We start from the raw sequence: 12908 nt of genomic DNA, 5'->3' as shown, positions 1-12908 counted from the left end.
GTGCTTGCGTGGAAACGGCCATCAGCCGCCGACGATCGAGCCGCCGTTCGGATGCAGCGTCTGCCCGGTCATGTAGCTCGCGCCTTCGGAGGCGAGCAGCACGTAGCAGCCGATCAGTTCGTCCGGCTGGCCCGGCCGCTTGAGCGGCACGTTCGAGCCGAATTTCGCGACCTGCTCGGGCGTGAACGTCGACGGGATCAGCGGCGTCCAGATCGGCCCCGGCGCGACTGCGTTCACGCGGATATCGCGCTCGGCCAGCTCGATCGACAGCGAGCGCGTGAAGGCGACGATCGCGCCCTTGGTCGCCGAGTAGTCGGGCAGTTTCGGGCTGCCGTGATACGCGGTGACCGACGCGGTATTGACGATGCGGCCGCCCTGCTTCATGTGCGGCAGCGCGGCTTGCGTGCAGAAGAACATCCCGTACACGTTCGTGCGGAACGTGCGTTCCAGCTGCTCCTCGGACACGTCCTCGATGCCCGGCTGCGGATGCTGCTCGCCCGCATTGTTGACGAGCACGTCGAGCCGGCCGAGCCGCTCGACCGTGCGCGCCACCGCGTCGTGCGCCTGCCGGCGATCGCCCACGTCGCAGGCGATCGCCTCGCAGCGCCGGCCGGCCTGCTCGATCAACTGCTTCGTATGCGCGGCGTCGTCGGATTCCTCCAGATAGACGATCGCGACGTCCGCGCCTTCCTTCGCGAAGCCGATCGCCACGGCGCGGCCGATCCCGCTGTCGCCGCCCGTCACCAGCGCGACCTTGCCGGCGAGCTTGCCGCTGCCGACGTAGTCCGCCGCTTCGTCGCGCGGCTTCGGCTGCATGCCGCGCTCGGTGCCCGGCTGCTGCGTCTGTTTCTGCGGGGGTGGAGTCTGTGCGGTGCTCATGGGTTCCTCCTTGAACGGGTGCCGCGGATGCTGCGCAAGCGGCGTGCCACGTGCGGCGCACGCCCGCCCGCACGCGGCGGCCATGCGCGCGCGGGTGGCATTGCAAGCGTTTGGAAAAAGGGCGTAGTCAGCGCGGGCCGCGGGACGCGGCTTCGTCGGGCCGGCGCACCGGGTCGAAATCGCGCCATTCGCCGTCCTGCCAGTCGCCTTCGACGCGCTCGATCGACTTCGCGCCGGTCGCGCGCAGCACGTCTTCCGCGGCCGTCGCGGTGTCGGGCGTCACGCGCGCGGCGAGGATCACGCCGGTTTCGCTGCGCGCGAGCGTGCCCTTGCCTTCGGCCTGCTCGCCGCGCATCCGGCCGAGCGCGCCGCCGAATGCGCCGAGATACGCGCCGGCCAGCGCGCCGGCGGCCGGCACGAACCAGTAGCGCAGGCCGAGCGCATATACGATCAATCCGATCACGACGCCGATCAGCAGCCCACGCATCGCGCCGACCATCGCGCCGCGCCCGCCCGGCTTCGCCGCCGTGTCGGCGTACACGTCGCCGCCGATCGGAAAGCGCGCGTGCTGGCCGCCGGGGTTCAGGAAGAAGATCGACACGTCGTCGGGCCCGAACGCGCGCTCGTAGAGGTGACGCGCCCCACCTTCCGCTTCGTCGAACGTCGTGAAACGGCCTGCGACGATCATCGCCATGGTCGTGCTCCTCGTGAGGGATTGGGATGCGCCGCGCGCACAGGCACGCGGCGCGACGGGGCGGCCCTTACATCAGCCGCCCGAGTTCCTTCGATACCGATGCCGGCGTGTCGTACTCGCGCTCCGGAATCTTGCGCAGCATGTCGAGCACCTCGCGGCTCGCATGCGAGCGTTCCGCGCACTGCACGACGTCCGACTTGCTCGCCGGATAATCCATCCCCTTCAGCGCCTTCTGCACGTCGACCGGGCTCGGCGGCTTGCCGTGGCCCGTCTGGTGCCCGCCCTTGTCGTGATCCTGCTGCGTGCGCTCGCCTTCGTGCGCGCGCGAGTGGCTGTATTCGTGGCCCGTATGTTGTCGGGATGTCATGAAAGCCTCCTTGGAAAATGATCGAAATCACGCGGACGAACGGCGCGTCCGCGCGAATGCGGCAAACACCAGCGCCGCCGCGCCGAGCGCGACCGCGCCGGCGACCTTCGGACGCTGCACCACCGTGTTGTACGCACAGCTGCGCAGCACCGTCCCTTCCATGCCTTCGCGCTCGTGCAGCGCGTGGCGCGAGTCGTACAGCGCGTTGTCGTCGCGCGGCCGCGCGGGCCGCGCCGTGCGCTGGCCGCGCGAGAACAGCGTGGCCGCGACGCGATCGAACAGCCGCGGCGCGTGATACGCGCTCGCCGACGCGAACTTCGCGGCGCCGCCGACGAACAGCGTGCGGCGCGGATGCGCGGCCGCGAACAGAACGGCGTCGGCCACCAGCTCGGGGTCGTAGATCGGCGGCGGCAGCTTCGCCTCGACGTTCATGTAGTTCTTCGCGTGCATCACGAACATCGTGTCCATCGCCGCCGGCTTGATCAGCGTGACGGACACCGGCAGATGATCGGCTTCCATCTCGAGCCGCAGCGAATCGGTGAAGCCCTTCACCGCATGCTTTGACGCGACGTACGCGCTTTGCAGCGGCAACGGCGCGTCGGACGCCTCGCTGCCCATGTTGATGATCGCGCCGCCGTGGAAGTCGTCCTTGCGCCGGAAATGGTCGGCCGCGACGAGCGAGCCGTGCACGACGCCCCAGTAGTTGGTGTCGAACAGCCGGCGTTGATCCTCGAGCGGCACCTGGGCCGCCGTGCCGAAGATCGACACGCCCGCGTTGTTCACCCAGGTGTCGAAGCCTCCGTACGTGTCGGCCGCGGTCGCGGCCGCGCGCTGCAGATCCTCGATGTTGCCCACGTCGCCGGCGACCGGCACCGCGAGCCCGCCGTGCTGGCGGATTTCCTCGCACAGCGTGTTCAGCGCGTCCTCGTTGCGCGCGAACAGCACGAGTTTCGCGCCGCGCCGTGCCGCCTTGCGCGCGGTGACGAGGCCGATGCCGCTCGTCGCCCCGCTGATCACGATCGTCTGTTCGCCGACCGGTTTGAGCATGCAATTCATCAGTGGACTCCTGTTACGGTCGCATCGCGGTTATTTGGGCCGGATGGTCAACTGGTCGCGCACGCTCTGCACGCCGTCGATCTGCTTCACGACGCCGACGGCCTGCGTGCGCTGCTGCTCGTCGGGCACGCTGCCGGTGAGCGTCACGGTGCCGTGCCGCGTCTTCACGTGGATGTCGCCGGCCGACAGGCCGCTCGTGCCGGTCAGCTCGGCCTTCGCCTTGGTCGTGATCGTCGCGTCGCGGATCTTCGTGCGGGTGCTCGAGTGCGACGACGACGTCGACGACGCCCCGTCGTCGCCGGCGGCGAGCGCGTTCGGCGCGACCACCATGCATGCGGTGGCCGCGGCGATCGCGACCGCCATGCCGGTGCGCAGCGCGCGCTGACGGCGGATGCGCGGGGAGCGGGCTTGCAGCGGGGATACCTTCATCGTGACCTCCTTTTCATCGGGCCGGGCGAACCGGCGGGTGAGCAGAAGTCGCGCAAATCGCGTGCCGCGCCGCGCGCGCCGCATGCCTGCGCGCCCTCGCGATCGGACGCCCTTTCATCCAACGCGTTGTAATTTTTGCGGCACAGGGGGAAGCGGTTTTCCCCGCCATGCGGCAGGCATGCCGATTGCCGAGGGGCGATAACGGCGGCCCGTGTGCGCGGCCCCGATATCGGGAGCACTACCATGCAGAGAATTGCGTTGATCAGTGAACATGCATCGCCGCTGGGCGTGATCGGCGGCGTCGATGCCGGCGGCCAGAACATCTATGTCGCCAACGTCGCGAAGCAGCTCGCGGAGCGTGGCCTCGACGTGGACGTCTACACGCGCTGCGACAATCCCCACTTGCCGGAGGTGGTGCCGATCGGCCCGCGCATGCGCGTGATCCACGTGCCGGCCGGGCCGCCGACCGACGTGCCGAAGGAGCAATTGCTGCCGTACATGGGCGCATTCGCGCAATACATGATCGCGCGCATGCGGCGCGAGCCCGACCCGGTCGACGTGATGCACGCGAACTTCTTCATGTCCGGCGATGCCGCGCTGCGCGTGAAAAAAACGCTCGGCATCCCGCTCGTCACGACCTTCCATGCGCTCGGTCGCGTGCGTCGGCTGCATCAGGGCACGGCCGACGGCTTCCCCGACGCGCGCTTCGCGATCGAGGACACGCTCGCGCGCCGCTCGGACCGCCTGATCGCCGAATGCCCGCAGGATGCGCTGGATCTGACGACACACTATCGCGCCGATACCGCGCGGATCGAGATCGTGCCGTGCGGCTTCGACGCACAGGAATTCCGGCCGGTACCGCGCGTCGATGCACGCGCGCGGCTGGGCTGGCCGCAGGACGCATTCGTCATACTTCAACTGGGCCGCCTCGTGCCGCGCAAGGGCATCGACACCGTGATCGACGCGCTCGCGCGCATGCCGCGCGATCCGCAACGGCCGACGCACCTGTACGTCGTCGGCGGCAGCCAGGCGACGCCCGACCCCGCGCGCGACCCCGAACTCGCGCGGCTCGCCGCCTTCGCGCATGAACTCGGCATCGCGAACCGCGTGACGTTCGTGGGCCGACGCGATCGCGACGCGCTGCACCTGTACTACAGCGCGGCCGACGTGTTCGTGACGACGCCGTGGTACGAGCCGTTCGGCATCACGCCGGTCGAGGCGATGGCGTGCGCGGCGCCGGTGATCGGCAGCGACGTCGGCGGCATTCGCACGACGGTCGACCACGGCGCCACCGGTTATCTCGTGCCGCCGCGCGACCCGGCCGCGCTCGCCACGCGCCTCGTGCAACTGCGGGCGCAACCCGACCTGTGCGCGGCGCTCGGCCGCGCCGGCTACCTGCGCGCGCATCGCTTCTACACGTGGCAAGGCGTAGCCGGCCGGCTCGTCGACATCTACCGCGACGTCGCCCACGCGCAGCGCGCCGGCACGTCGGCCGGCACCGGCCGGCGCACGCCGGTCGCCACCACGCGAGGCGTGCTCGCAAACCGCAAGGAGAATACGTAATGAAGGGCTACGATCGAAAACGCGTGCTCGTCACCGGCGGCGCCGGCTTTCTCGGGTCGCATCTGTGCGAACGCCTGGTGACGGCCGGGCACGACGTGCTGTGCGTCGACAATTTCTACACGGGCGCGAAGGACAACATCGCGCACCTGCTCGATGCACCGAACTTCGAGCTGATGCGGCACGACGTGACGTTTCCGCTCTACGTCGAAGTCGACGAAATCTACAACCTCGCGTGTCCGGCGTCGCCCGTCCACTACCAGCGCGACCCCGTGCAGACGACGAAGACCAGCGTGCACGGCGCGATCAACCTGCTCGGCCTCGCGAAACGCGTGAAGGCGCGCATCCTGCAGGCGTCGACGAGCGAAGTGTACGGCGACCCCGACGTCCACCCGCAGGACGAGCACTATTGCGGCCGCGTCAATCCGACCGGCATCCGCGCGTGCTACGACGAAGGCAAGCGCTGCGCGGAAACGCTGTTCGCCGACTACCATCGCCAGTACGGCGTCGACGTACGGATCGCACGGATCTTCAATACCTACGGGCCGCGCATGCATCCGGCCGACGGGCGCGTGGTGTCGAACTTCGTCACGCAGGCGCTCGCCGAACAGCCGCTGACCGTCTACGGCGACGGCAAGCAGACGCGCTCGTTCTGCTACGTGGACGACATGATCGACGCGCTGATCCGGCTGATGGAGGAACCGGGCGACGCGAGCGAGCCGGTCAATCTCGGCAGCGACGTCGAGATCGCGATGATCGACGTCGCGCGCGAAGTGGTGCGGGTCGTCGGCGCGAACGTGCCGATTGAGTTCCGGCCGCTGCCGTCCGACGATCCGCGTCAGCGGCGGCCGAATCTGGCCGCCGCGCAGAAGCGGCTCGGCTGGCGCGCGACGACGACGTTCGCGAACGGGCTCGCGCATACCGCGCGCTACTTCATTCAACGTCAGGTCACGCACCACGCGCCCGGCGACCTCGTGCGCAGCACGCGCATCGCGTCGCATCTACTCGCGCAAGTCCACACGCAGAACCGGCCGGCGCCCACCACCTGACGCGGCGGACGCGCCCCGTTCGCCCGATACGCGACCCGCGTCAGCCGTCGCCCTTCGTCACGTGCGCGATCTTGTGCGCCAGTTCGCGCACGTCGACGGGCTTGCACAGGTAGCCGTCGAAGCCGGCCTCCAGCGCACGGCGTTCGTCGGCGAGGCCCGCATGCGCGGTGACGGCCAGCACGCGCACGTCGAACGGGCCGCCGTCGCCGTTCGTCGCGCCGCGCCGCAATGCGTCCAGCAGCCAGAAGCCGTCGCCGTCGGGCATCGCGAGATCGGACAGCACGACCGTCGGGCGGATGTCGGCCACCATCGCGAGCGCCTCGCGGCCGGACGACGCGATCGCGACGGCCGCGCCGAACGTGGTGAGCGCCGCCGTGAGGCTCGCACGCGTGGTCGCGTCGTCGTCGACGATCAGGATGCGGTGCATGTCGAGCACGAGCGCGTCGCGGCGGCTGCCCTGCACGATGCTCCACGCCATCGCGCCGGCCGGCTGCCAGCCGGCCGGCAGCGTCACCGTGAACGTCGTGCCGAGATCGCGGCCCGCGCTCGCGACGCTCACGCGGCCGCCGTGCAGCTCCGCGATGTGCCGCACGATCGACAGGCCGAGCCCGAGCCCGCGCCGCGGCGACGCGGGCGAATCGTCCGCGCGGCGGAACATGTCGAACACGTACGGCGCGAACTCCGTCGCGATGCCCTGCCCGGTATCGACCACGGTCAACACCGCCTGCTTGTCGTCGCGCACGAGGCCGACCGTCACGCTGCCGCCGGTCGGCGTGAATTTCAGTGCGTTCGAGATCAGGTTCGACAGCATCTGGCGCAACCGCTCGGCGTCGCCGGACACGATGCACGCGGGCGCGGCGCAGTCGAATTCGAGCAGGATGCCGGCCGACGACGCGGCGGTCTGGAACGTGCCGACCTGGTCGGAGAACAGCCGCACGACGTCGACCGGCGTCGCATCGAGCCGCAGCTTGCCGGTCGCGAGCGACGACGCGTCGAGGATGTCGCCGACCATCCGCGTGAGCGAGCGCGCGCTGCGGTCGATCGCGTCGACCGCCTGATGCTGCAACGCGGGGTCGCTCGTATTGCGCAGGACCTCGATCCATCCGTAGATCACGTTCAGCGGCGTGCGCAATTCGTGCGATACCGTGGCCAGCAGCTCGTCCTTCAGCCGGTTCGACGTGTCGGCCTGATCGAGCGCATCGCGCGCACCCTGCAGCGAGCGCTGCGCCCGCAGGTCGCGGCGGCGCTGCGCGCCGGTTTCGCGCAACGTCAGCGACAGCGCGACCCACGCTCGTGCCTCGCCGAGCACCGGGCATGCCGATACCCTCGCCCGAAAACGCCGGCCGTCGCGTCGCACGCACAACAGTTCGAGCGGCCCGATGGGTTCCTGCATCGTGTCGAACGATTCGGCGAGCGGGTTGAGCCGCAGCCAGCGCCGCGCGATCAACGTGTCGAACCGGCGGCCGCGCGCATCGGCCTCGTCGTATCCGAAGATCCGTTGCGCCGCGGCGTTCCAGCTCGCGATGCGGCCGCTCGCGTCGATTCCGACGATTGCGTCCGGCGACGCATCGACGACCGCATGCTGAAGCCGCGACGCGTCGACGCGCGCCCGCTCCGCCCCGGCATCGCGCAGTAGCAGCACCGCGCCGTCGAGGTTGCCGTGGCCGTCGCCGATCGGCGACGCGACCGCGACGATCGGCACCGGCTCGCCGCTGCCGGCCTGCAGCCAGTGGCGGTCGGACGTCGCCTCGGCGCCGCCGAGCGCGTGGTCGAGCGGCGTGGTCGGCACGCGATGGCCTTCGCGATCGACGAGCCGCAGCACGTCGCGCACGGGCCGGCCGATCGCATCGTCCGGCCGGCAGCCGACGAGTTCGGCCGCGGCCGCGTTGAGATAGGTGAGCCGCCCGTTCGGATCGGTCGCGACCACGCCGTGCGGCAGCGCGCGCAGCACGGCTTCGAGTTGCCGGCGCGCGGCCGCCTCGCGCCGGCGCGCGCGATCGTTCGTGAGCCGCGTGTGATGCAGCAGCGACGCGACCGCGCATACCAGCGCACCGATCAGCATGAACGCGCCGAGCTGCACGAGCCGCTCGGGCAGCGGCGCCGTATAGGCGGCGGGGTCGGACAGGAACAGCGTCCAGACCAGGAGCCCGCTGACGACCGTCGACACGATGCCGAACAGGAACGACGTCGCCCACGCGGCGCCGGCGAGCAGCGGGTAATACAGCACGAACGGCAGATTCACGCCGCCGAACCGGATCGCGAGTGTCTGCAGCACGGTCGCGATCGCGACCAGCATCACGGCCGTTGCGTAATTTCCGGCCTGCGGCCGTGCAATTTCGCTCATTGGACACGCTCCTGCGGGGACAGTCGACGGCGGCCGGCGGCGGGCACGACACGTGCTGGCCCGCATGCTGGCCGATTCGCACCGGCGGCCCGGCCGCTCACGATGGAGATCTTTACGCCATGCCCGACCCGACACGCTGGCTCGTCGTCTCGCCGCATCTCGACGATGCCGTCTTCAGTTGCGGGCAACTGCTCGCGCAGGCGCCCGGCTCGATCGTCGTCACCGTCTTCGCGGGGATTCCGCCGCGCGGCACGCCCGCGCCGCCGTGGGATCGCCGCGCGGGGTTCCGCCACGCCGACGAAGCGGTGCGCGCGCGCCGCGACGAAGACCGCCGCGCGCTCGCGCTGCTGGACGCACGCCCCCTGTGGCTCGATTTCCTCGACGATCAGTACGGTGTGCCGGCCACGTCGACCGCAATCGCGGCGTGCGTGGCCGACGTGATCGACGCGCACCCCGGCTTCGGCGTGCTCGCGCCGGCCGGCCTGTTCCACCACGATCATCTGCAGGTGCAAGAGGCCATGCTCCGGCTGCTGCGTGACGACGATCCGCCGGACGACGCGTCGCGCCTCTGGCGCTTCTACGAGGACGTGCCCTATCGTCGCATCGACGGATTGATGGCCAAGCGCGTGATCGGCTGGCGCGAACGCGGCTGGATCGCGCATCCGGTCGCCGCGCCGGCCGGCAGCGAGACGGACGGCGTCGCCGCGAAAGCCGCCGCCGTCGACGCGTATGCCAGCCAGGTGACGCTGCTCGAGCCTCATATGCGCGCCGCTCTCCGCGAACCCGAAACGATCTGGCGACTCGAATGCGACGTCACGTCCGTGTAACGCCCCCGCGCGCCGCGCTGCCGCCGGCCGAACCGCGCGTGACGGCCGTCGTGCTGACCTGCCGGCGCCCGGCCGAACTCGCTCGCACGCTCGAACACCTGTGCGCGCTGCCCGACCGGCCGGCGATCGTCGTCGTCGACAACGGCGCCGACGCCGAGACGGCCGCGTTGATCCACGCGCGCTTTGCGCACGTCGCGCTCGTGCATGCGCCGGGCAACCTCGGCGCGGCCGGCCGCAATCTCGGTGTCGACGTCGCGCGCACGCGCTACGTCGCGTTCTGCGACGACGACACGTGGTGGGCGCCCGGCTCGATCGCCGAAGCCGCGAACCTGCTCGATGCGTATCCGCACGTCGCGGCCGTCACCGCGCGCGTGCTGGTCGGCCCCGACGAGCGCGAGGACCCGACCTGCCGGCTGATGGCCGACAGCCCGCTCGACGCGCCCGTCGCGCTGCCGGGCAGGCCGATCCTCGGGCTGCTGGCCGGCGCGACCGCGTTCCGGCGCGACGCGTTCGTGCACGCGGGCGGCTATCATCCGCGCTACTTTCTGGGCGGCGAGGAAGCGCTGCTCGCGCTCGACCTGACTCGCGCGGGGCATTGGCTCGTGTATGCGCCGGGTCTCACCGTCCATCACCATCCGTCGACGCGGCGCGACCGGCCGACGCGCGAGCGCACCGCCGCCCGCAACGCCGTGTGGACCGCGTGGCTCAGATGGCCGGCCGCCGCCGCGTGGCTGCATACGGTGCGCATGCTGCCGCTGCTGCGCCGCGAACGCGCGATCGTGCGCACGTTCGCCGGGCTGCCGTGGATCGTGCGCGAACGACGCGCGATCCCGCCGCACGTCGAACGCATGCGCCGACGCCTCGCGCGCGATACGCGCCGCGAGGCCGGAACCGAAACATGAACGCGATCGTAGCGGCATCAGGAATCGGGCTTCTCCGCTTCGTCTTCCAGTTGTGCGAGCCGGTTGTAGATCGTCTTCAGGCTGACGTCGAGCACCTCGGCCGCCTGCGCCTTCACGCCGCCGCATTGGGCGATCGTGCCGAGGATCAGCTTGCGGTCGACTTCCTCGAGCGGCGTACCGAACGGCACCGTCACGCGATCCTCATGCGAATCGACCATGCTGGATAGTTCGTCCATGATCGGCGGCGGCAGCGTGTCGATCACGTCGGCATCGGTGAAGATGCTCGCGCGCTGCACGAAGTTGCGCAGCTCGCGCACGTTGCCGGGCCATTCGTAGGTTTTCAGCGCTTCGCGCGCGGCCGGCGAGAAGCGCAGGTTGCGGCCGCTCTCCTCGTTGTAGCGCTGCAGGAACGCATCGGCGAGCATCGGGATGTCGTCGCCGCGTTCGCGCAGCGACGGCAGCGGGATCGGGAACACGTTGATCCGCTGGAACAGGTCGGGCCGCAGCTTGCCGTCGGCCATCGCGGCTTCGGGGTCGCGGTTCGTCGCGGCGACGATGCGCACGTCGACGTCGATCTCGCGTGTCGAGCCGAGCCGCGTGACGCGCCCGGTTTCCAGCACGCGCAGCAGCTTGACCTGCGATTCGACCGGCATTTCGGTGATTTCGTCGAGAAACAGCGTGCCGCCGTCCGCGCGTTCGAAGAAGCCCTTGTGCTGGCGTTCCGCGCCGGTGAAGCTGCCGCGGTCGTGGCCGAACATCTCGCTCTCGACGAGATTCGCGGCGATCGCGCCGCAATTCACCGCGAGGAACGGCCCGCGGCGGCGCAGGCTCAGGTCGTGCACGGTTTGCGCGGCGAGCTCCTTGCCGGTCCCCGACTCGCCGGTGAGCAGCACGGACGCTTCGGTGCGCGCGACGCGGCCGATCGCATCGTAGACGGCCTGCATCGCGGGCGAACTGCCGAGCATGCGGCCGAAGCGGCCGAGGCGCTGCAGTTCCGAGCGCAGCTCCGCGATTTCCTCGTGCAGCGCGGTCGTGCGCGGCACGCGCGCGAAGATGCTGTTCAGCCGCTGCATGTTGAGCGGCTTCACGAGATAGTCGGTCGCGCCGCGCCGCAATGCATCGATCGCGGTTTCGAGGCTCGCGTGGCCGGTGGTCAGCACTATTTCGCAATGCGCGCGCTTGGGCAACGCATCGAACAGATCCATCCCGTTGCCGTCGGGCAGCACGAGATCGCACAGCACGAGATCGGGGGTATGCGTCGAGACGAGCGTGCGCGCTTCTTCAAGCGTCGCGGCGGTATCGCACGTGAGTTGCTGCGTGCGTGCGAGCGTGGCGAGCATCGTTCGCGTATCGGCATCGTCTTCGACGATCAGGACGTAAGGCATCGAGGCTCCTGGTAATGCGGCCCGACGCACACATCGGCCGGTACCGCGACACGTGCGGCGCCATGCACGTCGTCATGGCCTGTTCACGACGGCATCTTCAACGCCGCACACACGAATGGGCGGGACAAGCCGTCCTGCACTGAAAACGCGTGCTTAGCAGTATAGAAGAATGGTGTCTCGCATTCGTCGTTCATCGAATAAATCTATCTGTTCGCGCACACCGCATTGTCAGATTCAATGTCGTCGCACCGGTATAAAAGGTATTCTGAAGATACGTAAAAAACGGCGAATGCCACGCCATTTTTTACCGGTCATGACACATTCGGTCAAAACTTCCCAACCCGGTCATACTCCATGTCGAAATCCGACGATGACGGCACGCGACTGTTCGGCCGTTCGCGAACCATTCAGGATCTGCTGCTGAAAGTGTCGCGCGTCGCCGCCACCCGCGTGAGTGTGCTGGTGGTCGGCGAAAGCGGGGCGGGCAAGGATATCGTCGCCCGCCTCATTCACGACATGAGCCCGCGCCGGCGCGGTCCGTTCGTGCCCGTCAACTGCGGCGCGATTCCGAAAGACATCGCGGAATCGCACTTGTTCGGTCACGAAAAAGGCAGCTTCACGGGCGCCGTTGCACAACATGTGGGCATGTTCGAAGCCGCGCGAGGCGGCACGCTGTTTCTCGACGAAATCGCCGAAATGCCGCTCGAATTGCAGGTCAAGCTGCTGCGCACGCTCGAAACCAACACGATCGTGCGCGTGGGCGGCCACGAGGCGATCCCGCTCGACGTGCGGATCGTCGCGGCCACCCATCACGATCCCGTCGAGGCCTTGCGCAACGGCACGCTGCGCGAAGACCTGTTCTACCGGATCGCGCCGATCGCGCTGCACGTGCCCGCGCTCAGGCAGCGCGAGGACGACGTCGGCGACATCGCGCTGGAGATCGTCGAACGGCTGAACGCGCGGCACCGCACGAGAAAGCGCCTGTCGACGCAGGCGATGAAGGCGCTGCGCACGTACACGTGGCCCGGCAACGTGCGCGAGCTGCGCAATGCGCTGGAGCGCGCGTTCATCCTCGCCGACGAGCAGATCGAACTGCAATTGCCGCGCCGGCCGCCGCCGCGCGAGGAAGTGCGCCACAACGCGATGACGCTGCATATCGGCACGACGCTCGCGCATACGCAGCAGCGCTTCATCGTCGCGTCGCTGCGGCACTTCAACGGCGACAAGCCACGCACCGCGAAGGCGCTCGGCATCAGCCTGAAAACCCTGTACAACCGCCTCGCGCTGCTGCCCGAAAGCGAACGCAATGCGGTGAGCGGCAACACGCCGGCGGCGCCGAATGCCGCGAACACCGCGAATGCCGGCGCCGCATCCGCTTCGCCGCCCGCGACGCCGTAGTGAGCGCGGCGGCTCGCG

Annotated in this window: 12 protein-coding genes; 5 read left to right on the top strand and 7 right to left on the bottom strand. The window is 69.5% G+C overall.

Features of this window, described 5'->3' with window-relative positions:
- Positions 1-21: 21 nt before the first annotated feature.
- The 5 genes from CFB89_RS30480 to CFB89_RS30460 form a co-directional block, all read right to left on the bottom strand.
- Positions 22-879: an SDR family oxidoreductase gene (locus tag CFB89_RS30480; protein WP_089471692.1), complete on the bottom strand. Its 858-nt coding sequence runs from the start codon at positions 877-879 to the stop codon at positions 22-24.
- 127 nt (positions 880-1006) lie between these two features.
- Positions 1007-1573, bottom strand: a complete 567-nt coding sequence (locus CFB89_RS30475; RefSeq protein WP_089471201.1) for a hypothetical protein — start codon at positions 1571-1573, stop codon at positions 1007-1009.
- Positions 1574-1640: 67 nt separating this feature from the next.
- Positions 1641-1940, bottom strand: coding sequence for a DUF2795 domain-containing protein (locus CFB89_RS30470; RefSeq protein ID WP_089471200.1), 300 nt, complete (start codon positions 1938-1940; stop codon positions 1641-1643).
- Positions 1941-1967: 27 nt separating this feature from the next.
- Positions 1968-2996: an SDR family oxidoreductase gene (locus CFB89_RS30465; RefSeq protein WP_089471199.1), complete on the bottom strand. Its 1029-nt coding sequence runs from the start codon at positions 2994-2996 to the stop codon at positions 1968-1970.
- 30 nt (positions 2997-3026) lie between these two features.
- Positions 3027-3425: a BON domain-containing protein gene (locus CFB89_RS30460; RefSeq protein ID WP_089471691.1), complete on the bottom strand. Its 399-nt coding sequence runs from the start codon at positions 3423-3425 to the stop codon at positions 3027-3029.
- 243 nt (positions 3426-3668) lie between these two features.
- Here CFB89_RS30460 and CFB89_RS30450 point away from each other — a divergent pair, with 243 nt between their 5' ends.
- Positions 3669-4988, top strand: coding sequence for a glycosyltransferase family 1 protein (locus tag CFB89_RS30450; protein WP_089471198.1), 1320 nt, complete (start codon positions 3669-3671; stop codon positions 4986-4988).
- The gene (locus CFB89_RS30445) at positions 4988-6034 is read left to right on the top strand and encodes a UDP-glucuronic acid decarboxylase family protein (protein ID WP_089471197.1); all 1047 of its coding nucleotides are present in this window, start codon (positions 4988-4990) and stop codon (positions 6032-6034) included. The genes CFB89_RS30450 and CFB89_RS30445 overlap by 1 nt, the downstream gene beginning before the upstream one ends.
- A 40-nt stretch (positions 6035-6074) precedes the next feature.
- Here the strand turns inward: CFB89_RS30445 and CFB89_RS30440 are convergent, their stop codons facing one another.
- Entirely contained in the window at positions 6075-8378 is a 2304-nt protein-coding gene (locus tag CFB89_RS30440; protein WP_089471196.1) for a PAS domain-containing protein, read from the bottom strand.
- 119 nt (positions 8379-8497) lie between these two features.
- On the opposite strand from CFB89_RS30440, the gene CFB89_RS30435 reads away from it, so the two are divergent.
- Complete coding sequence (locus tag CFB89_RS30435) at positions 8498-9205, top strand: PIG-L family deacetylase (RefSeq protein ID WP_089471690.1); 708 nt, start codon at positions 8498-8500, stop codon at positions 9203-9205.
- Entirely contained in the window at positions 9184-10107 is a 924-nt protein-coding gene (locus tag CFB89_RS30430; protein WP_089471195.1) for a glycosyltransferase family 2 protein, read from the top strand. Before CFB89_RS30435 ends, CFB89_RS30430 begins: the two co-directional genes overlap by 22 nt.
- Before the next feature lie 17 nt (positions 10108-10124).
- Here CFB89_RS30430 and CFB89_RS30425 read toward each other — a convergent pair whose 3' ends face one another.
- Positions 10125-11492, bottom strand: a complete 1368-nt coding sequence (locus tag CFB89_RS30425) for a sigma-54 dependent transcriptional regulator (RefSeq protein ID WP_089471194.1) — start codon at positions 11490-11492, stop codon at positions 10125-10127.
- 354 nt (positions 11493-11846) lie between these two features.
- Here CFB89_RS30425 and CFB89_RS30420 point away from each other — a divergent pair, with 354 nt between their 5' ends.
- Positions 11847-12890, top strand: coding sequence for a sigma-54-dependent Fis family transcriptional regulator (locus CFB89_RS30420; RefSeq protein WP_089471193.1), 1044 nt, complete (start codon positions 11847-11849; stop codon positions 12888-12890).
- Positions 12891-12908 lie beyond the last annotated feature (18 nt).

Source organism: Burkholderia sp. AU16741 (assembly GCF_002223345.1).
GTDB lineage: Bacteria > Pseudomonadota > Gammaproteobacteria > Burkholderiales > Burkholderiaceae > Burkholderia > Burkholderia sola.
The sequence above is the reverse complement of the archived record's forward strand: the minus strand, read 5'-3'. Positions and strand labels throughout refer to the sequence as shown.

Bases quoted from the DNA above. Each gene is read 5' to 3' on its own strand.
- CFB89_RS30480 (WP_089471692.1), bottom strand. From the start codon at position 879: ATGAGCACCGCACAGACTCCACCCCCGCAGAAACAGACGCAGCAGCCG.
- CFB89_RS30475 (WP_089471201.1), bottom strand. From the start codon at position 1,573: ATGGCGATGATCGTCGCAGGCCGTTTCACGACGTTCGACGAAGCGGAA.
- CFB89_RS30470 (WP_089471200.1), bottom strand. From the start codon at position 1,940: ATGACATCCCGACAACATACGGGCCACGAATACAGCCACTCGCGCGCG.
- CFB89_RS30465 (WP_089471199.1), bottom strand. From the start codon at position 2,996: ATGAATTGCATGCTCAAACCGGTCGGCGAACAGACGATCGTGATCAGC.
- CFB89_RS30460 (WP_089471691.1), bottom strand. From the start codon at position 3,425: ATGAAGGTATCCCCGCTGCAAGCCCGCTCCCCGCGCATCCGCCGTCAG.
- CFB89_RS30450 (WP_089471198.1), top strand. From the start codon at position 3,669: ATGCAGAGAATTGCGTTGATCAGTGAACATGCATCGCCGCTGGGCGTG.
- CFB89_RS30445 (WP_089471197.1), top strand. From the start codon at position 4,988: ATGAAGGGCTACGATCGAAAACGCGTGCTCGTCACCGGCGGCGCCGGC.
- CFB89_RS30440 (WP_089471196.1), bottom strand. From the start codon at position 8,378: ATGAGCGAAATTGCACGGCCGCAGGCCGGAAATTACGCAACGGCCGTG.
- CFB89_RS30435 (WP_089471690.1), top strand. From the start codon at position 8,498: ATGCCCGACCCGACACGCTGGCTCGTCGTCTCGCCGCATCTCGACGAT.
- CFB89_RS30430 (WP_089471195.1), top strand. From the start codon at position 9,184: ATGCGACGTCACGTCCGTGTAACGCCCCCGCGCGCCGCGCTGCCGCCG.
- CFB89_RS30425 (WP_089471194.1), bottom strand. From the start codon at position 11,492: ATGCCTTACGTCCTGATCGTCGAAGACGATGCCGATACGCGAACGATG.
- CFB89_RS30420 (WP_089471193.1), top strand. From the start codon at position 11,847: ATGTCGAAATCCGACGATGACGGCACGCGACTGTTCGGCCGTTCGCGA.